The 26,401-nt window shown below is 40.7% G+C and carries 26 protein-coding genes and 2 riboswitches; of the genes, 15 read left to right on the top strand and 11 right to left on the bottom strand.

The window, feature by feature from the left end; translation table 11 throughout:
- Positions 1-536 precede the first annotated feature (536 nt).
- A complete protein-coding gene (locus SB775_RS14365; RefSeq protein ID WP_317777213.1) occupies positions 537-1,889 on the top strand; it encodes a hemolysin family protein in 1,353 nt (450 codons plus the stop codon).
- A 346-nt stretch (positions 1,890-2,235) separates the two neighbouring features.
- Here SB775_RS14365 and ytvI read toward each other — a convergent pair whose 3' ends face one another.
- The gene (gene ytvI / locus SB775_RS14370; RefSeq protein ID WP_410861984.1) at positions 2,236-3,279 is read right to left on the bottom strand and encodes a sporulation integral membrane protein YtvI; all 1,044 of its coding nucleotides are present in this window, start codon (positions 3,277-3,279) and stop codon (positions 2,236-2,238) included.
- A 128-nt stretch (positions 3,280-3,407) separates the two neighbouring features.
- Between ytvI and SB775_RS14375 the strand changes: the two genes are divergently transcribed.
- Both SB775_RS14375 and SB775_RS14380 read left to right on the top strand, forming a co-directional pair.
- Positions 3,408-3,611, top strand: coding sequence for a hypothetical protein (locus SB775_RS14375; RefSeq protein WP_410861985.1), 204 nt, complete (start codon positions 3,408-3,410; stop codon positions 3,609-3,611).
- A 479-nt stretch (positions 3,612-4,090) separates the two neighbouring features.
- A complete protein-coding gene (locus SB775_RS14380) occupies positions 4,091-4,510 on the top strand; it encodes a MarR family winged helix-turn-helix transcriptional regulator (protein WP_061461943.1) in 420 nt (139 codons plus the stop codon).
- Between the two features lie 62 nt (positions 4,511-4,572).
- Here the strand turns inward: SB775_RS14380 and pdxR are convergent, their stop codons facing one another.
- Positions 4,573-5,964, bottom strand: a complete 1,392-nt coding sequence (gene pdxR / locus SB775_RS14385; protein ID WP_410861986.1) for a MocR-like pyridoxine biosynthesis transcription factor PdxR — start codon at positions 5,962-5,964, stop codon at positions 4,573-4,575.
- Between the two features lie 103 nt (positions 5,965-6,067).
- Here pdxR and SB775_RS14390 point away from each other — a divergent pair, with 103 nt between their 5' ends.
- The gene (locus tag SB775_RS14390; RefSeq protein ID WP_410861987.1) at positions 6,068-6,646 is read left to right on the top strand and encodes a GNAT family N-acetyltransferase; all 579 of its coding nucleotides are present in this window, start codon (positions 6,068-6,070) and stop codon (positions 6,644-6,646) included.
- Positions 6,647-6,926: 280 nt separating this feature from the next.
- Here the strand turns inward: SB775_RS14390 and SB775_RS14395 are convergent, their stop codons facing one another.
- Together SB775_RS14395 and SB775_RS14400 are read right to left on the bottom strand one after the other, a co-directional pair.
- Positions 6,927-7,382, bottom strand: coding sequence for a GNAT family N-acetyltransferase (locus tag SB775_RS14395; protein ID WP_089363786.1), 456 nt, complete (start codon positions 7,380-7,382; stop codon positions 6,927-6,929).
- Between the two features lie 17 nt (positions 7,383-7,399).
- On the bottom strand, positions 7,400-8,416 hold the full coding sequence (locus SB775_RS14400; RefSeq protein ID WP_410861988.1) for a nitronate monooxygenase: 1,017 nt from the start codon (positions 8,414-8,416) through the stop codon (positions 7,400-7,402).
- Positions 8,417-8,558: 142 nt separating this feature from the next.
- Here SB775_RS14400 and trhO point away from each other — a divergent pair, with 142 nt between their 5' ends.
- Positions 8,559-9,524 (top strand): oxygen-dependent tRNA uridine(34) hydroxylase TrhO, encoded by a 966-nt coding sequence (gene trhO, locus SB775_RS14405; protein WP_061461940.1) that lies wholly within the window; start codon positions 8,559-8,561, stop codon positions 9,522-9,524.
- 266 nt (positions 9,525-9,790) lie between these two features.
- Here the strand turns inward: trhO and SB775_RS14410 are convergent, their stop codons facing one another.
- Positions 9,791-10,423 (bottom strand): superoxide dismutase family protein, encoded by a 633-nt coding sequence (locus tag SB775_RS14410; RefSeq protein WP_061461939.1) that lies wholly within the window; start codon positions 10,421-10,423, stop codon positions 9,791-9,793.
- A 169-nt stretch (positions 10,424-10,592) separates the two neighbouring features.
- Positions 10,593-11,900, bottom strand: coding sequence for a CitMHS family transporter (locus tag SB775_RS14415; RefSeq protein ID WP_410861989.1), 1,308 nt, complete (start codon positions 11,898-11,900; stop codon positions 10,593-10,595).
- 212 nt (positions 11,901-12,112) lie between these two features.
- Between SB775_RS14415 and SB775_RS14420 the strand changes: the two genes are divergently transcribed.
- Positions 12,113-13,324 (top strand): MFS transporter, encoded by a 1,212-nt coding sequence (locus SB775_RS14420; RefSeq protein WP_089363747.1) that lies wholly within the window; start codon positions 12,113-12,115, stop codon positions 13,322-13,324.
- A 397-nt stretch (positions 13,325-13,721) separates the two neighbouring features.
- Positions 13,722-13,812, top strand: a riboswitch (cyclic di-GMP riboswitch).
- A gap of 473 nt (positions 13,813-14,285) precedes the next feature.
- On the opposite strand, the gene SB775_RS14425 is transcribed toward SB775_RS14420, so the two are convergent.
- Positions 14,286-14,453, bottom strand: a complete 168-nt coding sequence (locus tag SB775_RS14425; protein ID WP_410861990.1) for a helix-turn-helix domain-containing protein — start codon at positions 14,451-14,453, stop codon at positions 14,286-14,288.
- Positions 14,454-15,257: 804 nt separating this feature from the next.
- Between SB775_RS14425 and SB775_RS14430 the strand changes: the two genes are divergently transcribed.
- Together SB775_RS14430 and SB775_RS14435 are read left to right on the top strand one after the other, a co-directional pair.
- Entirely contained in the window at positions 15,258-16,715 is a 1,458-nt protein-coding gene (locus tag SB775_RS14430; protein ID WP_089363744.1) for a SulP family inorganic anion transporter, read from the top strand.
- 85 nt (positions 16,716-16,800) lie between these two features.
- On the top strand, positions 16,801-16,947 hold the full coding sequence (locus SB775_RS14435) for a hypothetical protein (protein WP_155727240.1): 147 nt from the start codon (positions 16,801-16,803) through the stop codon (positions 16,945-16,947).
- Between the two features lie 98 nt (positions 16,948-17,045).
- Here the strand turns inward: SB775_RS14435 and SB775_RS14440 are convergent, their stop codons facing one another.
- Positions 17,046-17,975 carry a manganese-dependent inorganic pyrophosphatase gene (locus SB775_RS14440; protein WP_061461933.1) on the bottom strand — a complete coding sequence of 310 codons (930 nt, stop codon included), beginning with the start codon at positions 17,973-17,975 and terminating at the stop codon, positions 17,046-17,048.
- 293 nt (positions 17,976-18,268) lie between these two features.
- A riboswitch (cobalamin riboswitch) is annotated at positions 18,269-18,450 on the top strand.
- 139 nt (positions 18,451-18,589) lie between these two features.
- Between SB775_RS14440 and SB775_RS14445 the strand changes: the two genes are divergently transcribed.
- From SB775_RS14445 to SB775_RS14460, 4 genes are all read left to right on the top strand, one after another.
- Complete coding sequence (locus tag SB775_RS14445; RefSeq protein ID WP_089363743.1) at positions 18,590-20,887, top strand: ribonucleoside-diphosphate reductase subunit alpha; 2,298 nt, start codon at positions 18,590-18,592, stop codon at positions 20,885-20,887.
- 46 nt (positions 20,888-20,933) lie between these two features.
- The gene (locus tag SB775_RS14450; RefSeq protein ID WP_061461932.1) at positions 20,934-21,986 is read left to right on the top strand and encodes a ribonucleotide-diphosphate reductase subunit beta; all 1,053 of its coding nucleotides are present in this window, start codon (positions 20,934-20,936) and stop codon (positions 21,984-21,986) included.
- Positions 21,976-22,395, top strand: a complete 420-nt coding sequence (locus SB775_RS14455) for a flavodoxin domain-containing protein (RefSeq protein WP_061465985.1) — start codon at positions 21,976-21,978, stop codon at positions 22,393-22,395. Before SB775_RS14450 ends, SB775_RS14455 begins: the two co-directional genes overlap by 11 nt.
- 119 nt (positions 22,396-22,514) lie before the next feature.
- Positions 22,515-22,679 (top strand): hypothetical protein, encoded by a 165-nt coding sequence (locus SB775_RS14460; RefSeq protein WP_410861991.1) that lies wholly within the window; start codon positions 22,515-22,517, stop codon positions 22,677-22,679.
- Positions 22,680-22,750: 71 nt separating this feature from the next.
- Here the strand turns inward: SB775_RS14460 and SB775_RS14465 are convergent, their stop codons facing one another.
- Complete coding sequence (locus SB775_RS14465) at positions 22,751-22,948, bottom strand: cold-shock protein (RefSeq protein ID WP_028393295.1); 198 nt, start codon at positions 22,946-22,948, stop codon at positions 22,751-22,753.
- A 198-nt stretch (positions 22,949-23,146) separates the two neighbouring features.
- Positions 23,147-23,638 (bottom strand): hypothetical protein, encoded by a 492-nt coding sequence (locus tag SB775_RS14470; protein ID WP_089363742.1) that lies wholly within the window; start codon positions 23,636-23,638, stop codon positions 23,147-23,149.
- Positions 23,639-23,754: 116 nt separating this feature from the next.
- Between SB775_RS14470 and SB775_RS14475 the strand changes: the two genes are divergently transcribed.
- Positions 23,755-24,234 (top strand): GNAT family N-acetyltransferase, encoded by a 480-nt coding sequence (locus SB775_RS14475; RefSeq protein WP_250211813.1) that lies wholly within the window; start codon positions 23,755-23,757, stop codon positions 24,232-24,234.
- Here SB775_RS14475 and modB read toward each other — a convergent pair.
- The gene (modB, locus tag SB775_RS14480; RefSeq protein ID WP_089363741.1) at positions 24,196-24,849 is read right to left on the bottom strand and encodes a molybdate ABC transporter permease subunit; all 654 of its coding nucleotides are present in this window, start codon (positions 24,847-24,849) and stop codon (positions 24,196-24,198) included. The genes SB775_RS14475 and modB overlap by 39 nt on opposite strands.
- Before the next feature lie 246 nt (positions 24,850-25,095).
- Between modB and spx (SB775_RS14485) the strand changes: the two genes are divergently transcribed.
- Together spx (SB775_RS14485) and spx (SB775_RS14490) are read left to right on the top strand one after the other, a co-directional pair.
- Positions 25,096-25,491 carry a transcriptional regulator Spx gene (spx, locus tag SB775_RS14485; RefSeq protein ID WP_284471583.1) on the top strand — a complete coding sequence of 132 codons (396 nt, stop codon included), beginning with the start codon at positions 25,096-25,098 and terminating at the stop codon, positions 25,489-25,491.
- A gap of 388 nt (positions 25,492-25,879) precedes the next feature.
- On the top strand, positions 25,880-26,299 hold the full coding sequence (gene spx / locus SB775_RS14490) for a transcriptional regulator Spx (protein ID WP_089365147.1): 420 nt from the start codon (positions 25,880-25,882) through the stop codon (positions 26,297-26,299).
- Positions 26,300-26,401 lie beyond the last annotated feature (102 nt).

Below are 26,401 nucleotides of genomic sequence, written 5' to 3' on the forward strand. Positions count from 1 at the left end.
ACTGACCAATTTTTTATGAAGCAGGTCCTCGGTTTTCTGAATATTCTATAATAGAATGCAATAAAGTAAAGAAAACAGTCAAATATCGCTAAATATTAGCTCAAATTGATCCTTTACAAGCAATTTACCGGATTTAAGGAGCCGTAAGCTATTTGACTGAATCATTAACTCTTTCTATAATGAAAGTATTTAAATTAATTAAATTGAGGTGATTTGATGGGGCATTAAAGAATGTTCGTTTTGACGGACGGACGCTGCTTTGCGTAACGGATATGTGCATATTCTTGAAAAATGGCTGCACTCCTTCATACAGAAATTCTTCTATTTCCCGTCTACGCATCGCTTATCGGCATATACTTTTATTCTCTTCATCACTTAAAAAAATGGGAGTTCAAGCAGCTGCACATCCATATACCATAGCTAGTTTGAATGATTCCCGAAAATATTCAGCAAGGCAAAAAAAATATACTTGTATATTTTAAAAATGTAGGAGGTGGACTCCTTATTCGTCTCGTAGGCGAGTTAAGGGAGACTATTTGGACATAATAAACTTGGTTCTTATTGCCATTTTAATTGCTTTAACAGCATTTTTTGTAGCTACGGAGTTTGCGATTGTTAAAGTGAGAAGCACGAGGGTCGATCAATTAATTGAAGAAGGAAAGCCGAATGCACTTTCAGCAAAGAAGGTAATATCCAACCTGGATGAATACCTCTCAACATGCCAGCTCGGGATTACAGTTACCGCTTTAGGGCTTGGGGTGCTTGGAGAACCGACAGTTGAAACCATTTTGCACCCGCTCTTAAATCAATTGAATCTTCCAGATTCCGCTTCACATGCACTCTCAGTTGCAATTGCCTTTTTTTCCATTACCTTCATACATGTGGTTGTAGGGGAATTGGCACCGAAAACATTGGCGATTCAAAAAGCGGAGCAAGTAACATTATTGGTTTCCAAACCTTTAATTGGTTTTAACAAGGTCATGTATCCTTTCATCTGGGTACTGAACGGCTCTGCAAGGACGCTTACAAAAATGCTAGGATTAAAAGCAGTTTCCGAACATGATTTGGCTCATACAGAAGAAGAGCTACGTATCATTGTTTCTGAAAGCTACAAAAGTGGCGAAATTAACCAATCAGAGTTTAAATATGTGAATAAAATTTTTGAATTCGATGATCGGATTGCAAAAGAAATCATGGTTCCACGTACAGAAATAGCAACGGTATCCAAAGATGATACGATCCAACAGTTTTTCACCGTTATGGCGGAAGAGAACTTTACACGATATCCTGTCATCGATGGGGATAAAGATCATGTTATCGGAATGGTCAATATCAAAGAGCTATTCACAGAAATGATCGACAAGAACAACCAGGCCGCATCAGTGATCAACCGATATGTTCGTCCGATCATACGTGTCATTGACAGCATCCCTATTCATGATTTACTTTTAAAAATGCAAAAGGAACGCATTCACATGGCTATCCTCATGGATGAATACGGCGGTACATCAGGTTTGGTGACCGTTGAAGATATCCTTGAGGAAATCGTCGGCGATATCCGCGATGAGTTCGACCTGGATGAAGTGCCGGATGTCCGCAAATTAAAAGAAGATCACTATATCATCGATGCCAAGGTATTAATCAGTGAAGTGAATGATTTACTTGGATTGGATATCAACGATGAGGATATTGATACGATGGGCGGATGGATCCTTACCGAGAATTACGAAGCCAAACAAGGTGATATCCTGACTTATGGTCCCTATAACTTTAAGATAAAAGAAATGAAAGATCACCATATCTGTTATATTGAAATATATAAACCAGCTAAAGTCGTAAGCGAAGTAAAAGAATTTCCGATGATATCACAAACTGAAATCGTTTCATGATAATAACCCCCTTTCCTAATTGACATTAGGAAAGGGGGTTATTTTTTTTCAACCGGTACATGAAATAAAATAAATACATATTATATAAAACCTGCTGCATTTAGATTGAATGATAATAATTAAGTATAGTTCTACCTTTATTGTTTCATACTGTTAGAAAAGCGATACTTTTTGAAGGAGTGAGGAATTATGAAACTCATAACCATTTGCCAACACTGCAAAGGGAAAGGGAAAACCCGTTTTCTACAATTCTTTTCCCGGGACTGCAATCATTGCAAGGGTCAAGGAAAAGCGATAAAAGATATGTCAAATTTAAGAAACCAGGCAAAAAACCTCTAATAATCTTTCATATTTTGAAATTGGATTTAATGACACCAGTTTTTTTAAACGTATCATAAACGATCAATATCGAAGGTCCAAGGAAAAGCCCAATGAAACCAAGCATTTTAAACCCTAAATAAAGACTGACCAACGATGCCAATGGGCTCAATCCCATATTTGCTGAATAAATTTTTGGTTCGATGGTCCTTCTTATAATGGTAATGACCAGGAACAGGATAACGAGGCCAATCCCTAGATGATGGTTTCCTTGCGCCCAAACAATTATTGCCCAAGGAACCAGTACAGACCCCGTCCCCAAGATAGGAAGAATGTCCACAACAACTATTAACAGTGCCAATGGAATCATATACTTCACATTTAACAACCATAGTCCTCCATAAGCCATGATGAACGTAATTAAACTCAATAGGATTTGTGCCTTGATGAAGCCAACTGCTGCTATACTTAAATTTTGATAAACTAGCGATATCTTTTGATAGGTGGATATCTTCAAATAAAGGAATGCCTTTTTTCTTAACTTTGGCAATTCAAGACTAATTAAGAATAAAGCGATTAAATAAATTAAAAAATCAATGAAAAATCCCGGAATAAGCGTAACGAATTGCACCATATCCTGAACAAAGCCCTCTGTGAACCCCTCTAGAGCCTTGACCCCCTTTTCCATCGTTTGTTCTATTGACAGAATGAGATTTGGCGGCAATGTTTGGGAATATCGTTCCCACTGCCTTATGACTGGCAATATCGCCGTCAAATACATTTCACGTATGAATCCAGGAAATTCTTCAGAATAGACAATGATCTTCTTGATTAAAACCGAAAAGGAAAAATAAGTGATGCTCATAAGCCCGCCTACATATAAAACAAATGAAATCAATACTGCCCAAAGCCGATGCAGTTTTGCCGTTTCACCAATCATGCGGACCAATCCATCCAATAGAATGGCTGTGAGTAATGCTAAAATCAAAGCCCATGAATAGGGAATGACGATTAATATGCCTAAAAGGAAAATACCCCTCCAAAACCAGCGGAAAAAGACAGCGACATTCACTGAACAAACCCTCCTTGCACTTTCTTGTTCTCCTTATATTTATGAAACTGGGTCACATATATTTCGCTTATACGTTTTATTTTCTCAATAAAGGGAAAAAGAGTTACAAAGAGATGGAGGGATTGACATTGGATAATAAAGATAAAGAAAAGTATCTTGAAGAACGCAATGATAAATCCAAGGCATTCAAAAAAAATCAGGAAAAACAGCTGGAACGTGATCAAGTAGTCATGCCCATTGAAGATTTACCAATTGATGAAATTAAATATGAACGACAAGAAGAAAGAAATAAAAAGGAAAAAAAACACCGCTCCACCAGCGACAGGTTTTAAAGCAAAAACCAGCCACTAAAGAGGCTGGTTTTTTGTTTGCGGGATATCTTTGCATTCAGCTTCAAAGTGTGCTATTTGGCAGCCCTTTTCTTGAAGAAATACAGTTACCGATATGGGCACCTTTTGAATGATGGTATTTTCCATCCCCTTTTTCACCATTGCTTTTTTTATCATATCTGCTTTTCATGGGAAATCAGTCTGTTTTCCATCAGGTTACGGGCAAAAAAATTCATTTACATGGAAAAAAATATGCGCCATCCATTATTAAGCTTCCTCTTATCAGCTTGTATATCCTTCCCCCATTGTGAGGATTTTGCGAGTCTGGGTTCTCGATTAATTCTATTCATTCAGCCATTATCTTTCCCATTCCTGAAGTGTTTCCAAAAATAAACATTGACTGAAATAAATGATTCATTACAATAGACTTTTAAGAATTAAAGAATATAATGGACTGGTCGACCATTATAAAGGAGAATCCTATGACGAACCCTACTCAATTATTTCATCAATATTTACAAGTATCCAGATCATTAGTCAGCAAAATGAATGAACAAATTACAGCCCTTGAAATTTATCATAATCAGTGGACAATCCTGAATTATTTAAAAAACTGTGGATATTCCACAATCCCAGATATCTGTAATTACTTGGATGTAGATAATGTTATTATCACACGTTCGGTCAACAGCATGGAACAGAATAATATGATTAAACAGGTCCCTGGTAAAGATGAACAGGAAAAACGGATCGAGCTGACTCCCCGGGGCAAAGAGGTACATACAAAATGCCTTAAAATTGCAGAGAAAATTGAAGGAAAAGCCCTGGATGGCATTACTGAAGAAGAACAGGACTTGTTTTTCCAGACGGTCCTTAAAATCCTCAATAATATAAGAAACTGAATGGGTGTCTTATATTATTGTTGAGAGAATCACGGCCTTTCCATTTTCCTGTACGAATCAAGCTATAGCCATACCTTTTTTAAAAGTCGGATTCCTTCTTCGATTTCCCTTTCGGTTAAACCACCGTACCCAATCAAAATAGTCGGCCCTTTTACGTTTTTTGAGTGATAAACCGAAGTTGGATGGACTGTAACCCCAACACTGGCAGCTTTTTGAATGAGCTCTGACTCACTTATGCCGTTTTTTACTTTTAAAAGAACGTGTAATCCTGACTTTTCACCGATTACGGCTACATGATCATGGAAATTCTCTTCAATTGCATTCAGCAACACCTTATTCTTTTTACGATAAATCGTACGCATTTTATTCAGGTGGCGTTCCCAATGTCCATTTATCATAAAAAGACAGAGCGTTTCCTGAATAATTCTGGAAACGGTCTGTTTGTATCCTATTAACTTCTGCTGATAGTCGAAAGCCAACTCCTTGGGTAAAACCATATAGCCCACCCTGATTGACGGGATTAGCGACTTTGAAAACGTGCCAAGATAGATGACCTTTCCATTTGTGTCCAACCCCTGCAAGGATGGAATCGGTTTACCTGCATGACGGAATTCGCCGTCATAATCATCTTCAATAATATAACCCTCTTTTTCTACTGCCCAATTCAATAATTCCACCCTTCTAGTTATCGGCATGATCATGCCGGAAGGAAATTGATGGGAAGGAGTGACATAGGCAACATTCGCTGCACTCTCTTTCAAAGAGTCCACACTAATTCCACCTTCATCTAATGGAATGAAAGCCATATTGGCTCCCTCCAACCTCAGTACCTCCCTAACCCGATGAAATCCAGGGTCTTCCAACCCAAAAATCCGCTCATTTCCAAGAAGCAACAGCAGAAGATGGATGAAATACTGTGTACCTGCCCCAATGATGATTTGATCAGCGCCACAGCGAACTCCTCTCGATTGAAATAGATAGGAAGAGATCTCAGCCCGGAGCCCCCATTCCCCTTGGGGATCACCACTCATGAACATTTTTCTTTCCTGTAGATACAAAGTATTGTTTAAGCATTTTTTCCACACAGCATGCGGGAAAGAATCCATGTCCACCCGGCCATGATTGTAATCGATCATATTCCTTTCATCCTTAGGGCCCATCTTCTCTTCGGTAACATGCAACGGTTCATTCAAAGGTGAGATCGGTTCTAAATCAGCTACGTAAAAACCTTTCCTTAATTGACTTTCCACATACCCTTCTGCCATCAACTGCTGATAAGCAGTATCTACTGTATTAAGGCCTATTCCTAAATGCATGGCTAGTTTTCTTTTAGAAGGCAGTTTCATTCCTGCCTTTATTTGCCCATTCTCGATTTCCGTTTTAAAGTATTTATACAATTGGACATATAAAGCTTCTTTATTCGTCTTATCTAAGGTTAGAGTGATTTCAAACATTTGGTCCTCCTAAAAACTGGTTCCATAAATTATATCAGCCTTGGTCCTTATTATAGGACCAGGATATTTTTATAATGAAAATATCAATCAAGAGGAGGAGATTATGGAACATATCGAATTACTCGGGAAACACGTGATACTAACCCCAATGATGGAGCATCATATCGAACGGCTTTACGCTGCTTCCCTGCCACCTGAAATATGGAAATGGAGCGCAACAAAGATCTTGTCATATGAAGAGGCGATTTCCTATGTAAAGGAAGGCATCCGAGCAAGGGAGCAGGAACTTCATCATCCATTTGTCGTTATCGATCAAACTAATGATACGATAGTTGGCAGCACTAGCTTCAGAAATATTCAATTTCATAATCAGTCCCTGGAAATCGGTTCGACTTGGTATCATCCCGATAAATGGCGGACAGCCATTAACACAGAATGTAAGTACCTGCTATTGCAGCATGCTTTTGAAAAGTGGCACATGACACGGGTTGAATTCAGGACGGACGAATTGAACAAAAGGTCGCGTGCAGCAATAGCCAGGCTCGGTGCCCTTGAAGAAGGCATTTTACGGATGGAGAAAAAACTGCAATGTGGAAGGATAAGGAATACGGTGGTCTACAGCATTCTCGAGCACGAATGGTCCTGTGTGAAAAGGAACTTGGAAGCTTTTTTGGCAAGGTGAAGAAGGAGAAAAAAAGTGCCGCTTATTTTTGGGACACTCTTTTTCTCTTGCTGTTATTTTTCAGGTGAATCTTTATGACCCGATTCAATTTTAGTTAATGAATCCTTTTGCCTTTTCGTTGATCGAATGAAAATGCAAACGACAGTCGCAAATAAAAACAGCATTAGTAAAGTAAAAAGAAGATAAATCATATCTCCAACGAACAAGTTCATTCCCTCTAAGCAATGCGACTCGCATTTTTGTCTGTAAAGCTTTTTCGTCAAACTTGGATGATCATTGCTTAGTCTAAACTTTGTGACAATCGAATCATATCCTGACACTGAATCCCATTTTCATAAATGGCCTCGGAATAGTTTCTATTAAAAAAATCGCGATCGACCCCAGTTATTCTAAAACCGCATTTTTGGTAAAGGGCAAGCTGCCCTATCCCCGAATTTCCCGTGCCGATTTCAATCGTTTTATAACCTTGTTCCCTTGCATGGCTTATGGCGTGTTCAATCAATTGCTTTCCGATTCCTCTTCCATGATGCCGTTCATCCACTGCGATGTTCATTATCTCTATCAATTCAGGACCTTTTTGCAGCAAAACATAAACTCCGATGATTCGCTTATCCATCTCGGCAACAAAGCACGTCCCACTTCCCAAGTATGCTTTTACCAATTTCCTTGAAGGATCAGCCAAAAGCAACAAATGCATCGGCGGTGACTCATCCACCAATAATCCCCTTATCTTCATCCCCATACAAACCCTTCTCATTTTAGTTCTTCTAAAAGAAGTTCCATCAATTCTGCTGCCGGAAGTTCCCTGCTCAACTTATACCCTTGCCCTGCCCACAAAGCCATCAATTCAGGATTGTTTTTTTGTCCCGCCGCTTTTCGCATTTGCTGTGTCATGTGATGGACATAAGGATATGCGACGGGTGCAATGCTATCATATTCCCTTAAAAAGTGATTCACCAACCCGCGTGCCCTCCGGCCGCTGAAGGCGCGGGTAACTGAGGTCTGGGTAAAACGGGGATTTCCGAGAGCTGCCTTATGGACGGGACTTGCCCCGCTTTCGGGACAGCGAAGGAAAGCTGTTCCCAATTGTGCGGCTGTCGCTCCCGCTGCAAGCACAGCAGCGATATCCTTTCCATGCATCAGTCCACCCGCTGCAATGATTGGTAACTTCAGTTCATTTTCAATCATCCGTATTAATACTAAAAGACCGTAATCGTCTTCCGTGCCGTTTTCGAAGCTGGCTCGATGCCCTCCTGCCTCAATCCCCTGTACACATAGAACATCCGCACCTGCACCCGCCGCCCTTTTTGCTTCCTGAAGGTTGGTTACTGTCACGACAATAAGGGAACCGACGCTTTGGAGCTCCCTTATTACATCTTCCGCAGGACAACCAAACGTAAAGCTGACGACATCGACCCGAGCCTCTTTTAATGCAGTTAGTTTATTTTCCCAATCATCATCATCACTATCGGCTTTTCCAATCTCAGCCCCTACATTCTTGGCCTCCTTTTCAATTTTTTCACGATAGGCAAATAATAAAGTTTCATCCACCACTTCGTTACCTGGAACAAATACATTCACGCCAAATGGGCGCTGGGTCAAGTTACGAGTCTGCCCTATCTCGTCTTTCATCTGTTCTGCACTCTTATAGCCAGCGGCAAGAAATCCCAATCCTCCCGCATTGGATACTGAAGCCGCAAGCCGTGGAGTGGAGGCTCCTCCTGCCATCGGTGCTTGAATGATTGGATATCTCAGTAAATCTTTGAACATTCCACACAACTCCCTTTTGATTTTTACTCATGCCCTTATCATTTTTACGTTTTCTTGATATAATGATTATCTGTAAGAGATAAGTGTCTAAATGATCACCCTTTATATCTTGCAAATATAAAACATAGGTGGTAATTAAAAAATGGAAACAAAACCATATAGAGTATTACTTTATTATTTGTATGTACCTATCGAGAATCACGAAGAATTTGCAGCCGAGCATCTTGCGGCATGTAAAGCACTTGAATTGAAAGGTCGTATTCTGGTCGCCTCAGAAGGTATCAACGGAACTGTTTCAGGTACGATCGAGCAAACCAACCAATATATGGACATGATGAAAAGCGATTCCCGCTTTGCCGATATCGTGTTTAAAATAGATGAAGCTGATGGACATGCTTTCAAAAAAATGCATGTTCGTCCGAAAAATGAACTTGTCACGCTTCGTCTGGAAGATGACATCAACCCGAACCGGACGACAGGCCAATACTTGAGCCCGAAGGAGTTCTTCGAGCAAATGCAAGATGAAAATACTATCGTCCTTGATGCCAGAAATGACTATGAATTTGATTTAGGACATTTCAGGGGTGCAATCAAGCCGGAAATCACAAATTTCCGCGAACTTCCGGATTGGGTCCGTGAAAATAAACAAATGTTCGAAGGCAAAAAAATCCTTACGTATTGCACAGGCGGTATCCGCTGTGAGAAATTCTCAGGCTGGCTTGTCGAAGAAGGCTTTGAGGATGTTAGCCAGCTTCATGGCGGCATCGCAACATACGGGAAGGATCCCGAAGTCCAAGGTGACCTTTGGGATGGACAAATGTATGTATTCGATGAAAGAATTGCCGTACCCATCAACCAAAAGGAACACGTCATTGTCGGACGCGACATTTACTCCGGCGAGCCTTGTGAACGCTATGTCAATTGCGCTAACCCTGAATGCAACAAGAAAATCCTATGCAGTGAAGAGAACGAACACAAACATATGCGCAGCTGCACTCACGAATGCCGAGTGCATCCACGTAACCGCTATGTAGTCGAGCATAACCTTTCTGAAGAAGAAGTATCTGAGAGATTACAGCAAATCGAAGAAACCTTCACGGCAAAATGATTAAGCAAACCCGAATCAGTGGACATGATCCCTATTCGGGTTTTTTTATAGCCTATATCCAATTTTCCGAAGATTAAACTTGTTAACTTTCAAAACTGCCCAAACCGGAAAATTACTTACATTCTTACTTCTATATCAAAATAGAAAAAACCTTCTTTATAAGCAAAAGAAAGAATCAATCCGCTAACTTCTAAAGCTTTTTCATGATTGTCCCTTGATGAAAAAAGCGATTCCTCTTAAAAGGAATCGCTCCTGCATCAATAATTTCAGTTTGCCTCTGCACTCACAACAATTCCGCAAGCTTGTCTATCGCCCGCATCACCAGTTTTCAATGTATCTCCATCAGATCCTTTTTCTCCACTGGCTTCATAACGATCAGGAATATTGGCAAAGTTGTCAGGATTTGCATGAACGATGACAGCCAACTCTTCTTTCTTCAGTTGGTCTATTGTCATGTTATCCAATGTTGCCGTATATTTTGCTGTCCCATCTTCTTTTACATAGAGAGGGGGCATGTCCCCTGCATGATTCGAGTGCGTTTCATCAGTTGGATTGAAGTGTCCTCCCGCTGTAGTGAAAGGGCCTTCCTTAGCACGTGCGTCACATGTTGCGTTTTCGTGAATATGGAATCCATGATAGCCTGGCTCAAGGCCTTCCAAAGTGGTCTCGATCACCACAGCATTCTCTTCCGCGGAAAAGTTTACAGTACCAAGGGTTTTACCTTTTATATCTTTAACTTCTGCTTTCACCTGCGGATCCATCTCTGTATCTGTTCCTTGTCCCACTGTATTCATATCTTCGGCATTTTTGTCGCCCTGATTTGAATCATCCGCTGAATTACATCCATACAGTAAAAAGGCAGCACACATAGGCAGCACAAATTTTTGCTTATAGTTCATGATAAATCCCCTCACTCTCTTATATGTATATTCCTCTTATTATTTACCACTATTATGGAAAAATAAACAGAAAGCGGGATAAATAGGAAAATAGATTATACCAGCGAGCAGAACCTCTTACTAAATTCACAGACAAGGATCTTATATTATAGCTTAATGGGCTCACATATTACAAAGTGATGACACCGAAAGCAATGGCTGCAATCGTCATGATGATGGTTGTCCCAAACGCCCATTTAAACAGGAATTTTTGGTGATCCCCAAAATCCACCCCTACAAGACCAATCAATATGAATGTGGCAGGCACCAATGGCGATAATGGGAATCCTGTGGTTGAATGACCTAATAAAGCCGCCCTTCCGATTTCAACAGGGGCAATACCGAAGTTCGATGCCGTTTCACTGATAATCGGCAGAATGCCAAAGTAATAGGCATCAGGTGAAAAAATGAACCCCATCGGAATGCTCGAAAGCGCTACGACCAGTGGCAAATGTGCCCCAAGCCAATCCGGAATGACGGTTACAATTGAAGCGGCCATCGAGTCCATCATCTTCGTTTCTGTGAATACACCCGTAAATATCCCTGCAGCAAAAATGAGTGTACAGATCATTACGAAACTATTGGCATGACTTAAAATCCTTTCCTGCTGTTCTTGTGGGTTCGGAAAGTTAACCAATAACGCAATAGCAAAAGCGGAGGCAAATAGGATTTGGATTGGCAGCAATTCCATCACCAGCAATACCATCAGTAAAATCGTCAAGAGCCAATTAAACCAAAATAACTTGGATGTTCCTTCAGGTGTGGTTTCAGCGGCTGCAGCCTGTTCACTCATACCAGGTGGCATGGTCCTTCCCATCGACCTGACTCCTAATCTCTCTCTTTCCTTTTTGCCAAGTACATATGCCGAAAAAAGTGTCCATAAAAGCCCGCAAATCATGACTGGAATGAGAGGAATGAATAACTCCGATACTTGAACTTGAAGGCTCGCGGCCGCTCTCACCAAAGGTCCTCCCCAAGGAATCATATTCATGACCCCCGCGCCTAAACCAACGACACAGGCCAATACGAGTCTATTCATTCCTAATTTCATATAAAGCGGCAGCATGGCGGAAACGGTGATCATGAATGTAGAAGAACCATCCCCATCCAAACCTACCAACATGGTTATTATGGCAGTTGCCATGACAACCTTTAGCGGGTCGCCTTTTACAAAACTCAGTATTTTAGCGATCATGGGCTCGAATAAACCAACGTCAATCATTAATCCAAAATATAAAATAGCAAAAACGATCATGACTGCTGTTGGTGTTACCTTTAAAATACCTGCCACCATCATATCTCCCATTTCAGATGCAAAACCGCCAATCACACCAAAAGCAATCGCCGTGAGGATAAAAGCGACGACTACGGATAGACGCTTTGTGATGACTAATACCAAAAACGTTAAAATCATGCTAAATCCTAAAAAAGTCAACATGTAAAAAACTCCTTTAATTTGAAAATGAACGTCTTTCATTTTATCTAATTTTTCGGAAAAATCAATATTTTCAAATTATACCATTTGCACATTCATTAAAAAACCAGTTTTTATAAGCAAAAATCAAATTCATTTAATAAATTAGTTAATTTCTGTATACTATTATTTAGGAACCCGAAATTTTTTCGAAGGAAAGAAGTGTTGCATGTAAAATGAATGCTCATAAAATAGCTAAACGGAATCTTTTCATCATGTGGTTCGCCAACTTCTTCATAGGCGGAAGCATGACAATGGTTCTTCCATTCATATCTTTATACATTGGTACATTCGGGGATTATTCGACCCAATATATCCAGCATTGGTCCGGATGGACATTTGGTATCACCTTTGTGACTGCCTTTTTATTTTCTCCTATTTGGGGACGGATTGGCGACCGGTATGGCAGAAAGAAAATCTTGATTGCCTGTGCCTTTGGGATGGGACTGTCCATTTTCTTGATGGGATTCGTTGAAAATGTTTGGCAGCTTTTCGTCTTAAGGATGTTCACGGGAATATTCACTGGCTTCATTTCCATGTCACAGGCCTTCATATCAACGCAAACTCCGAAAGAGATTGCCGGACGCGTACTGGGAACACTGCAAACGGGAAATATAACTGGTTCACTTTTCGGACCATTGCTTGGCGGCATTCTTGCAGACACACTCGGCTATTCAACCGCCTTTAAATTCACCTCTATCACCATTTTCATCTCTGGACTACTTGTTTTTGCAACCAAGGAGTATCAAATGGAACGGCAAAAGGGAACAAAGTCGAGCTATACAAGCAAGGAGGTTCTCTCGCATATCATGCGGAATCCGATCCTAGTGAATGTCATGCTCATTTCGACCCTTGTTCAAGTAGCCCACTTCAGCATCCAGCCCATTCTTTCTTTATACGTTGGCGAGCTGCATGGAACTTCCAATCTTGGATTTTATTCAGGTATCGCCTTTTCTGCGGCAGGCCTAGGGAATTTATTGATGGCGCGTCACTGGGGCAAGATAGGTGATCGGCATGGACATGTGAAGATTCTTGTGCTGCTTCTTTTTCTTACTGCCACTGTCTACTTGCCTGGTGCCTTCATCAATCATTTTTGGCAGCTTGTTTTTGTACGTTTCATACTGGGCATGGCAATAGGCGGCATCATCCCTGTAAGGATTGCCTACATTCGCCAAGAAGCGCCGGTCGCAATGCAGGGGGAAGTACTTGGGTACAATACGAGCCTGCGCTTTTTAGGCAATATCATCGGACCTGCAATGGGCGGTATGGTAGCTGGTTTCTATGGATTCTCCGCTGTTTTCATCACGACCAGTACCTTGCTCCTTATCGCTGGCCTGGTCCTCTATTACGCGATGCACCGCAATCCGGAGTTGGCCAGATCACATTAATCAAATTCGGGCGAGAAAACCTGCTTCCAGATGGAAGTCAGGTTTTTATCTGTTTAACGCATATACAGCCGTATTGCCAGATACATCTGAAGCTGGATCTTGTTTCGGTCGGATCCCGATTAAGGCAGTGATGCCGAGATCGACTACTTTATTCAAAAATACATATCATCAAACATCAGAGTTATTGTGAATGCGGAATCATCGAAGGAAACCAGAAAAGGATTTGAAGCGAGTGCACTTTCAAGCCTATCAGTTAAATAACATGCTTTGTAAAGATAGGTTCCAAAGAAATGAATCAAACTTCCTGAAGGTCATAGCTTTAGGCTAACCACTTTAATATCATCATACCCACCCATAAACTGATAAGTATTTTTTCTGCACTTCAATTTTATGTTAAGATTATTTTAGGCAAATTTTATGAAAGTAAAAGACGCAAAGCCACGGGCCTAAACCAACAACTTAGTTGTCATGGCAGCCGGGCCGCCATGATTTATCTTGATTAAATCGCTTAATCATTTATTTCGTGCCCCTTTTTAATTTGCCTAAAAATTTTAAAAAAGAGGGTTATATATGTTTTTTCCAACCATTTATTCAGCTGCTACGGATGAGAGACACATAGTTAAAGATAAAAATACATGTGCATGCGGCACAAGATATAATGTATTCGCAACGTTGACAAGAAGCGACCTTCGAAAGATCAGGTTCAAGCATTATAAAGAAGTGACATGTCCAAAGTGTAAATCCAGTATCCTTGATAAGGAATAGCCACTTAACACTGCCCTCTACGAAGTAGGTGAAAGGGAAAATATCGTTCCGGTAAGTAAAGCTTCCTTACTTTATGCCTAATCAAGTTAAGGCACAAAACGACATAAAAAAAGATCCTTCAAGGACTTTTATCATTGTCTTAAAAGGTGTACGGTCGGACTATAATTGGCTCGATTGGTATAAACGGTGCAGTTTATCAGCAATCATCAGATTCAATCGTGTTTTCTGCATCTTCTAAAACCATGTCCGGAATGTCATGGATCCGTTCCATTCGGTAACGCAATGCACTGCGGTGTTTGAAAAGTGAAATCGATAGTATTTTTGAATTACCGTTATTGAATAGGTAGACACTTAATGTACCCATCAGATTTGCTCCCCCCTTCGGCATGTGCAGGGTCTTTCAAATTATCCAAGAGCTTGTAAGAGCCCAATTCGTCAAAAATGGCCAAGCTATTTTTTTGGAAATCCAGTTCTGCTGAATTTATAAGCATGCATGCCCTGTTTATAGACCTAATAATAATCCTCCAGCTTAATGGTGGTGCCCATCCCAATATGTAGCGCCAAGGAAAGCTTATTGAAAATAGCTGTCCATTAAGATAATGCTATATCTCCTCCTATACGGGGTGCGAGTTCACTTTCCCTTCCACGGATACCATTATATCATCGCTTTTAGTCATGATGATTTCTTTATTAAGATACAGTTGTTCTTTCATATGATCCCATTCCAAGGCTTTTTCTGCCTGCCTTACAATCAGGTTCAGATGGTTAGGCAGTGACTCGCCCCAATGTAAATCATTTCCGCAGTCTTGAGACACACTACCAACAGAACCGGCAACTGAAACCCACCCGATTTTTCAGTGAAAGGAAAATAGGCATGTAATTCATTCTCCCCCCATTACCGTAATCGTTTACTAAAGTTTTGGGGATCCTATCGAAGGGCTTTGTAAACAAACATAGTTTACCGATCCTTCGTATAGATAAATCGAGGCATCTTCAGCCCTGGTCCCCCCACATGATAGCTCAAGCACTTTTTGCACCAATGCTTCCTTCTTTAGGCATGAATAGTCCTGGAAATATCCATATAGATAGAAAGAAGGTCACATGCTATAATTTAGTGCGTTAACAATGAAAGTAACACACATATATAAAAGAAAGAAGGAGTGTTTCTTTGAATACATCAGCATACAAACAGGAATGGTTCGGGAACGTACGGGGGGATGTTCTTTCCGGAATTGTCGTTGCCTTGGCATTGATTCCAGAGGCGATTGCCTTTTCGATCATTGCTGGTGTTGACCCAATGGTAGGTCTATATGCCTCATTCTGCATTGCCATCGCCATCTCATTTTTCGGCGGAAGGCCGGGAATGATATCGGCTGCCACTGGAGCAATGGCACTCGTAATGGTCGATCTTGTTAAAGATCACGGCTTGAACTATTTACTTGCTGCAACTATATTGACTGGTTTGCTGCAAATTTTACTAGGGGTTTTAAAAATCGGGAAATTAATGAAGTTCATCCCGAAGCCGGTCATGACTGGTTTTGTGAATTCTCTAGCCATCTTGATTTTCACGGCACAGCTTACCCATTTCGTGGGCGAATCATGGATCATGTATCTCATGACAGCCATTTCATTAGCTATCATTTATCTTTTTCCGCTGATCACGAAAGTCATACCTTCACCACTTGTCGCCATCATATTCATGACAATCGTTGCAGTTACCACGGGAGCTACGGTGCGTACGGTTGGGGATATGGGGCAATTGACTGAAGCCCTTCCGATGTTCATGCTTCCAGACATCCCTTTGACCTTCGAAACTTTGGCGATCATTTTCCCTTATTCCATAGCCCTTGCGTTTGTCGGGTTGCTTGAATCATTATTGACCGCTCAAATAGTCGATGAGATGACTGACACGGACAGTAATAAAAATAAGGAAGCCAAAGGCCAAGGAATTTCGAATATCATTGCCGGATGTTTTGGCGGAATGGCAGGATGTGCGATGATCGGCCAATCCGGTATCAACATTAAATCGGGAGGAAGGGGCCGGCTTTCCACTTTTGTAGCTGGCGCATTTCTTATGGTATTAATCGTGGTATTGAATGATGTCCTTGTTAAAATACCGATGGCTGCCCTTGTCGCAGTCATGATCATGGTTTCAATCGGGACCTTTGACTGGTCTTCCCTAAAGCGGCTCACTAAAGCTCCAAAGACGGATGCAGCAGTGATGATCGTGACGGTCCTCATTGTTCTTTATACACATGACTTATCTAAAGGGGTATTTGCTGGAGTGCTCTTGAGCATGATTTTCTTCTCGGCTAAAATTTCTAAAGTGGCTGTTGAGAAAACGGAAGACATCCATGCTAAGAAAATCATTTATCGTATCAGCGGACAAATATTTTTCGCTTCGGTTCAGGACTTTGTTTCTAAGTTCGATTTCAAGGAAAAAGCCGAAACGGTCATCATCGATTTTTCCCATTCTAAAATATGGGATGCTTCTGCAGTCGGTGCTGTTGATACGGTTGTCCTTAAATATCAGTTTCAGGGTACACCTGTCCAGGTGCAAGGCCTGGACGAGGAGAGTTCGTTATTGCTTGAAAAACTCGCCACCTCAGAAAGTAAAATATCTTGAAAAAGTATAATTCTGCTGAATAGAAACTTTTCAAACCGACAAAATAGATAACATGAAATATTTCCTTTTGAAAGGAGCGAAAAGCATGACATCCGATCAGGATTATACAGCAGCGAATCTGTCACCAGATTTATTGAATGAACTGAAAAGCTTTGAAAGCAAACTTGGCGAGGAAGCCAATAAAGAACTGATTGTCATCGCCTATGAAAAAGAAAAGGAAACCTTAAATTAAAAAAAAAGACTCAAACACCTTTAAATGGATGGTTGAGTCTTTTTTTGATGTACAGAAAAGGGGGCCCAAAGTATTGAATGGGCACCCCTTTTCCAATATTATTTACTGAATACGTCCGTTAAAACCGGAACGATTTGTTTTTTACGCGATACAACGCCCTCTAAGACGGCAATGTTATTGTTTAATGAAACGTCATATGCCTTTTCCACTGCATCAGCCGCTTTTCCAAGAGCCAAGGCCACAGAATCATTGGTCAAGATATCCGTTACGACGAATAGGAATAAATCCAATTCCTTCACAGCGATGACCGATTCAATGGCTGCTTCTATTTCAGCTTGCTTAGCAAGAACTTCGTTCGGATCTACAGCATTGACCTGAGCTATCTCAACTTTAGCCATTCCCATGGAGAATTCTTTTGCATCAAGAGTGATTAACTGGGCAATCGTCTTGTCGCTCAAGTCAGCTCCCGCCTTCAACATTTCCAAGCCATATGTTTCAGCGTTTACTCCCGCAATATCAGCCAGTTCCATAGCTGCTGCAACGTCTTGCTCTGTGCATGTCGGGGATTTGAACAATAAAGAATCGGAAATTATGGCAGATAGCATAAGTCCGGCGATCGCTTTAGGGACTTCAATGCCGTTTTCTTTATAGATTTTATTTAAAATCGTTGCCGTACAGCCAACTGGCTCCGCACGGTAATATAAAGGATCGCTTGTTTCAAAGTTAGCGATACGGTGATGGTCGATAACTTCCAACACACGGACTTGGTCAATATCTTCTGCACTTTGCTGGCGTTCGTTGTGGTCGACCAGAATCACGCCATCCGCTTCCCCTGCCACTTTTTCCACAAGGCGGGGAGCTTCGAATTTGAATTGGTCCAACGCATATTGAGTTTCACCATTCACTTCACCCAGACGAACTGGTTCAGCGTTGATACCTAGTTGCTTTTTAAGATCTGCATAAGCGATTGCTGAACAGATTGTGTCTGTATCCGGGTTTTTATGTCCAAAAACTAATACTTTTTCCAAGATTTTAACCCCTTTTTCATAAATATTTTTCCGCGAATCCCCTCATCGCAATAAGGGAGACCCACCTTTACTATACACTTTATTTTAACACAAAATCCCGTAAATTCAGTGCTCGAATTACCCATTCCCCAATAAAATCTTTCATTCTCAATCCCTCTACCTTCACTTTGTCAATAGATAAGGGTTGGTTTTTCTCAAATATATTAGTTGAATTATCATCGTATATGGCTTACGATAATATAAGCAGAAATACTAGATATTGATTACACAAACAATACTAATAACTATATATAGAATATTTTATAATCCAAGGTGCCAGTGATGGCTGAAAAGGGAATCCGGTGTAAACCCGGAACTGTCCCCGCAACTGTAAATGTGACGAAATGAGAAACCACTGTATAGCTCTCTCTATACGGGAAGGACTCAAAGTAGGATGATCATGAGTCAGGAGACCTGCCTTGATTTTTTCATGTTTCTTATTCTTCGGGGATTGAGATGATGAAACGATAGTATAATGGCTATTTTTTCATGGTTCCTTTATTCTATCGTTTGATTCGCTCAATCCATTTGGGCGGTTTTTTTATTTTAGCGGAAGTTTACAAGGAGGATTATTAATGACTCAAACATATAACTCTACCATAAGCGAAAATGACACCGAAACGAATTCAATCCAGCTTGAGATGTTATCAAAGGAATTCGAAGGCCGTCTCGATATGGAAAAGTTCAAAAAGCGTTTTATAAAATGGCTTGATCGCAAAAGTGACTCAACCGATGAACAGGCATCAAAAAAACTGATTCAGCTCGCTCTTGAAAGTGTGGATATAGATGCTCCCGATTGGACGTTCGTTGCTGCAGCAGAACTATTGAATACGATGTATAGGGATGCACAGGCAAATCGAGGTTATGAAGGCATGAGTTATGGCCCATTCTATGAACTGATCACGGAACTCTCGCAACTTTCAGAAGGCCAGCGTTATCCCATTTATAAATCAGAACTGCTAGCTTCTTATACGAAAGCGGAAATTGAGGAATTGGGTTCGGTGATCGACCCGGAAAAGGATAAATTATTTTCTTACATAGGCATTTACTTATTAAACGATCGCTACCTAGCCCGCCCAAAAAAAGACAAGGTCTACGAACTGCCTCAAGAGCGCTTCATGATCATCGCGATGGAAATCATGCGAATGGAAAAAACGGAGCATCGTCTTCAACTAATAAAAGAAGCTTACTGGGCTATGTCCAACCTTTATATGACTGTTGCGACGCCTACTCTATCCAATGCAGGTAAAACGCATGGACAGTTAAGCTCTTGTTTTATCGACGCAATTGAGGATTCCATTGACGGCATCTATCTATCTAACTACGATGCTGCAAAAGTATCAAAATTCGGCGGCGGTGTAGGTCTTTACGTTGGTAAGATTCGTTCGCTTGGTTCTGATATCCGAGGTTTCTCTGGAAACAGTTCCGGCACGACTCCCTGGATCCGGCTATTCAACCAGACAGCTGTCAGTGTCGATCAATTGGGGCAACGTAAAGGTGCCATCGCGATTTACTTGGATGCCTGGCATAAAGATATTATGAGCTTTCTTGATTTGAAGACCCAAAACGGGGATGACAGATTAAAAGCCCATGATATTTTTACAGGTGTATGTATTCCTGATTTGTTCATGGAGGCTGTACGCGACAGAAAAGAATGGTATCTTTTCGATCCGCATACCATCAAACAAACCCTTGGATTCTCACTTGAAGATCTTTATGACGAGAAGAAAGGCGAAGGAAGCTTCAGGAATCATTATGCACTTGCTGTCGAGGCCGCAGAAAACGGTACACTTCCAAACTATAGCTTTGAAAAAATCAATGCGATGGACATCATGAAAAGCATCATGATTTCTCAATTAGAAGAAGGCGTACCATATATGTTCTACCGCGATGAAGTGAACCGGAAGAATCCGAATAAACATAAAGGCATGATTTATTGTTCTAACCTTTGTACGGAGATTGCTCAAAACTTAAGCCCTTCGACGATCACGGATGAATATGAAACAGAAGATGGAGATGTCGTTGTGGTCCGTAAAAGCGGCGATTTCGTTGTCTGCAACCTATCATCCATTAACTTGCCCCGTGCGGTGAGCAGCGATGTTTTGGAGAGGTTAATTCCCATTCAGATCCGGATGCTGGATAACGTCATTGATGTCAATAATCTTCCGGTCAAGCAAGCATCCATCTCGAACAAACGTTACCGGGCAATTGGTCTAGGAACGTTTGGATGGCATCATTTACTTGCCACTCAGAATATTTATTGGGAATCGGATGAGGCTGTTCACTATGCCGATGCTTTATACGAAAAGATCGCTTACTTAACAATCAAAGCATCCAACGAGTTGGCCAAGGAAAAGGGATCATACCCATATTTCGAAGGATCCGATTGGCATACAGGGGAATATTTCGAACTTCGTGACTATACAGATCAAAAATGGATGGATTTAAAAGCAGATGTGCAGGAGCACGGTACCCGTAATGGATATTTAATGGCTATTGCCCCCAATTCATCGACTGCTAAAATCGGTAATTCAACGGATGGAATCGATCCTTTGTATGAAATTGAATTTTACGAGGAAAAGAAAAACTTCAAATTCAAGGTGACCGCACCAGGATTGACGCCAAATACGTATGAATATTATAAAAAGACCCGCTTTAATTTGGACCAACTGGAGAGCATCAGGCAAAATGCAGCCCGCCAACGCCATATTGACCAAGCAATCAGCTTTAATCTGTATGTACACAACACAATCAAAGCGAAGGTCCTATTGGATATCCATTTAACGGCGTGGGAATCCGGGTTGAAATCAACGTATTATGTTCGTTCGACTTCTTCCGAATATGACAATGCCTGCGAAAGCTGTTCTAGTTAACGACGATCAAACCCTTAGTAATCTATTCTTAAAGGAGTTTTCACGAATGACCAATCATATAAAAAAGATCCGGATGCTGGAACCAACGCATCCAACTAAAGCGACCGGTGTTTTCAAAGGAGAAGCTTCAGGCTTTCTCCTTTGGAACGATATTCAGTATGAGAAATTCTATGATACCTATACACAGCTCATCAATAACTTTTGGAAGCCTTCAAGCGTGAACATGATTCAGGATAAAAAGCAGTGGGGAGAATTGGACGAAGATATCCAGGACGCTTTTCTTGATATCCTTACGATGATTGCTGGAATGGACAGTCTACAAACGCCTACTTTAGTAGAAATCCTTCGGTATATAAAGGATCCTGCGGCAAAAGCTATCCTGGCAAACATGGCCCAGCAGGAATCCATCCATAATGAATCCTATTCCTATATCCTTGCTTCCCTGATACCGGTAGGCAAGCAAAAACAGCTTTTCGACCGCATTAAAGAACATCCGGAAGTGATTAAGCGTAATCAACCGATCGTGGATGCCTATCAAAAGTTTGTGGACGATCCAAGCCCTCAGCATTTATTCGAGGCACTGATCCATTCAACGAACCTCGAAGGGATTTATTTCTATCTGGCTTTCGCCTTCTATTATAATTTAGGACGCCAGAACCTTATGACCGGCTCGGCGACGATGATATCCTATATCCATCGCGATGAAATGGTCCATTTCGATTTCATTGGAATGCTCGTTCAAATCTTGATGTATGAATATCCAGAGTTAAATAATGAAGAAAACACGAAATTCATCTATAAAACGATTGAAAAAGCCGTCGAACTCGAAAAGGAATGGTCTGAGTATATGCTTGAAGATATCCAAACCAAAGCCGACCTCGATTTGGAAGAGTTCAATGAATACATCGAATATATCGCCAACAAACGGCTTCGCATGCTAGGCCTTGAAAACTTGTATAAAGAGTATAGTGAAAACCCGATGCCTTGGATCAAAACGTTCGATGATGAATCCATCGGCCTTACCAAAACCGATTTCTTCGAACAGAAGTCAAGGACCTACAGTCAAGTAAATGCCAGCAATGGATTCGATGAGCTATAAAGTTGCCATTGTCTATCATTCTGCCGGAGGAAATACAAAAGCTCTTGCTGAAGCCATCGCTTCCCTATTACCTGGAGCTGGACTATATCAACTGCATGAATTCGATTTAGGTACATTGCCCGATTACGATGCATTGATCGTCGGTACCTATACATGGGGAAATGGGGAGCTTCCTGCCAAATCAGCAGCCCTTTACAAAGAACTGGAACAGTTGCCTATTGCTCATCTGAAAACGGGAGTCTTCGGCACTGGTGAAACCAACTATAATCATTTTTGTGGAGCGGTCGATCATTTCCGGGACATGTTATTCGCCAAAAGCCAGTTATTGGTGACATTGAAGATAGAACAGATGTATCAAGAATCAGACTTGCCCAGACTTCAAAAGTTCGCCTCGCTATTCCAGAACTGACTAAAAGGTGATATGCGTTTTCGCATATCACCTTTTAGTATTTTTTTAAAAATTTGTCTCCCTATATCATAGCAGCGGTAAGCATGAAGTATAATGGAATAAAAAGGGGATAATATCCAATGACTGAAAATTTAACCCAGTTCCTGCCTATCCTGTTTATGCTAGTGCTTGTCGTATTCGTTATATTCATCGTTTTTTACCTGGCAGGGCATTTTAATCGTTCTAAACGGATCGAGGAAAAATTGGACAAAGCATTAAGGGAAATGGCCGAAAAAAAAGAATAATAAACGTGGTTTCCCTTACAGGGGAAAATAAAAAGACTCCAGTATCGGAGTCTTTTTTTATATGTGTTCAATTATTTTTGAACGTTAGCTGCTTGTGGTCCACGAGCGCCTTGCTCGATTTCGAAAGAAACTTCTTGGCCTTCTTCAAGAGTTTTGAAGCCTTCGCCTTGGATAGCTGAGAAATGTACGAATACATCGTCTTGGCCTTCAACTTCGATGAAACCGAAACCTTTTTCTGCGTTAAACCATTTTACTTTACCTTGTACCATGATAGTTCCTCCTGTGTTTGGAAAAATCCATTTTATTACTATTTTTGGTTCTGGATAATGTTTCAAGAGGAATCCTATAACAGTAAATCCTTCTATCAAACTTATTCCGAACAAAAATAATTACTCATATTATATCATGGAAAATCCAAAAAAAACAAGATTATCGCAGTAATTCCACCGACAAATTATCCTAAAATTCTACATTTTCCGCTTCTTGCTTTGACGGAAACCTTCGTCCAATAAGTAGCGCTCCGCCTCTACTGGACTCTCGAAACACTCCTCAAGATTCGAGCCTGAATACACGTTCCAAAGCTGATCTTCCCTTTCAAGTGAAAGCTCTTGCTTTTCACGGCCAATCCATGTTCCTTCCAACCTAGCGAACTCGTTTTCCTCTTCTTCGATTTCAACAGGAGGTTCAGAAAGATAATCCATGCTTTTTTGAATCAATTCTTTTAATTCCGCTTCATTATAGTCACGTATATTGATAAATCCTTTACGGTCAGTATCTTTTTTTCTCATATGCCCAGCGTAAACGAATCCATTTCCATTGGGATGCAAATGCTGAACGACTATCTTTTTCTCCTGGACACTTTCTGGGTAATGGAAATTCACACGCCCCAATGAAACGTCTTTTCGCTGTAATTCCGGAAAAGTTTCAATGATGCTCAATTTTTCTTCAAATGTTAACAAATTTCTTCCTCATTTCATTAGTTCATATTGTTTGTCGATTATAACACAGACTGATAAGAAACAATAATCTCCCTCTTCCTTTATAATGTAATGAAAGGAAGTGATATGATTTGATCATGAAAATTCGGGACTTGGATTCCGATTTTGGCCAGCAACTTTTTAAACTTCAAAAAAAATCCTATACGGTGGAAGCGGATTTGATCGGCTTTGCCGATATCCCTCCTTTATTGGAAACATATGAGCAATTCATTCATTGTAATGAATCGTTCATATGCTTTTTAGAAGGTGATGCCTTAGCTGGAGCGATATCCTATACAATAGAAAATAGACTAATGCGGATTTGCAGAATGATCGTCCATCCCGCTTATTTTCGTCAGGGTATTGCGGATGCCCTTTTGAATGACCTTCAATTACAAGGCGGCTGGGAAAAGATATCCGTTTCGACCGGTAAAATGAACCTGCCTGCACGGAAGCTATATGAAAAAAACGGCTTTACCCATAAAGAAGACATAGAAGCCGCACCTAATCTTTTCATAAGCATATTTGAGAAACAGCATTCATTTTATGTACGTCACGACAAAAAGCATCATGAATGAGATGACGATGATCACAGCAACCCATAGCCAGGCCAATGTCATATTCCCGGAGTCCATGGCGACATATATCGCGGTTGGTATGGTTTGTGTCTGTCCGGGGATGTTTCCGGCAAACATTAGTGTCGCCCCGAATTCCCCCAATGCACGTGCAGAACTCAATATGGCACCTGTGACGATGGATCTGACTGCCAATGGAAGGGATACAAAAAGGAACAATCTCCACTCGCCCGCCCCGTCAACTCTTGCTGCATTTTCGATTTCTTCATCAATACCTTCAAAGCCTGTTTTAGCGGATTGGTACATAAGCGGAAAAGCTACAACGGTGGATGCAATAACCGCCGCCCACCAAGTGAACATTAGGGGCTGATCAAAAACCCTTTCGATGAATTGGCCTGGTATTCCATTCTTCCCAAAAATCACAATCAATAAAAAACCTACGACAGACGGTGGCAAAACGAGCGGCAATAAAAATGCTGTTTCCAACAGGACTCTTCCCCTGAATTGCTTTTTAGCCATCATTCGCGCCAGGATAATCCCTAAAATGAAAACAAGGATACCCGCTAGTCCCGCCACCTGTATCGATAGCCTGACAGGTGACCAAAAATCCCCTGTCATGGTATTATCCGCACATCCATGTAAAATATCAGCCTATGCAGGTCCTTGATCGGCCATATTACCGAATCGTTTTTTTTTTCATTAAAGGCAGATTGCATTTCATTTTCTCCCTTTCCTTTTGAAATAACTATTAAGTTTATTTTTCTTGACATCTTGCTGACACATAGGAACGTTAAAGTAAGAGTATCACAAATATAAAAATAATTTCATCCAATAAACTTTTAATTTTGAAGGAGTCGATTTTAAATGGTAACAATTTATACTACTCCAAGCAGTTTAGCCTGTCGTAAAGCAAAAGCTTGGCTTAAGAAAAACGAAATTTCCTACAATGAACGCAACCTATATTCCCAACCTCTTTCCATTGAAGAAATAAAAGAGATTTTACGTAAAACGGAAGGCGGTACAGATGAAATCATCTCAACCCGTTCCAAAAAATTCAAAAGCCTGAATATCGATATAAATAGTACACCACTTAATGATCTTTGCAAGCTTATTCAAGATAACCCGGATTTACTTCGCCGTCCGATCATTTTCGACTATAAGAACTTGCATGCTGGATATAACGAAGAAGAAATGGGACGTTTCCTTCCAAGGCAGGTCCGTCATGTACAGTTATGGCATGCAATCAGCCAATTGGCTTAATCAGTTAGCATGTACAAGTGCCATAAAAAGGGTTGTCCGATAATGGACAACCCTTTTTTATATCTGATCCGCTTTCTCTATAACGATCGTGAAGGTGGCGCCTCTTTCATTGCTTTCCTTAAGCACAAGATCTCACTTTTGCGCTTTTGCTAGCATCTTACTGAACGGCAGTCCCAGACCTAAACCGCGTACCTTCTACTTTTTGTTTTCACCCCGATAGAATGGTTCGAACACATACTGTTGTTCATGTACAGGAATTAAAATAACTTTCAAGTTTATTTTTCTTGACATATTGCTGACACAAAGAAACGTTAAAGTATGAGTATAACAAATACACAAAAATAATTTCATTCCATAAACATTAACACTTTGAAGGAGTCGATTTTATATGGTAACAATTTATACTACTCCAAGCAGCTTAGCCTGTCGTAAAGCAAAAGCTTGGCTTAAGAAAAACGAAATTTCCTACAATGAACGTAATTTATATTCACAACCACTTTCTATTGAAGAAATTAAAGAGGTTTTACGTAAAACAGAAGGCGGTACAGATGAAATCATCTCAACCCGTTCTAAAAAATTCAGAAGCTTAAATATCGATATAAATAATACACCATTAAATGATCTTTGTAAGCTTATTCAAGATAACCCGGATTTACTTCGCCGACCAATTATTTTTGACCATAAGAATTTACATGCCGGTTATAACGAAGAAGAAATGGGACGCTTCCTTCCTAGAAAAGTACGTCATGTTCAATTATGGCGTGCAATCAGCCAACTGGATTATCAACCATCCCACATCGGTGCATAATAAGAGGGTTGTCCATTAAAGCGGATGGTATTATCCCCTACAGGTAGACAGAGTAAAAAGAGAGCATGATAAAATGTTCTTAACAGTCTATCTGAGAGGGGA

It is taken from the genome of Peribacillus sp. SIMBA_075 (genome assembly GCF_046534585.1).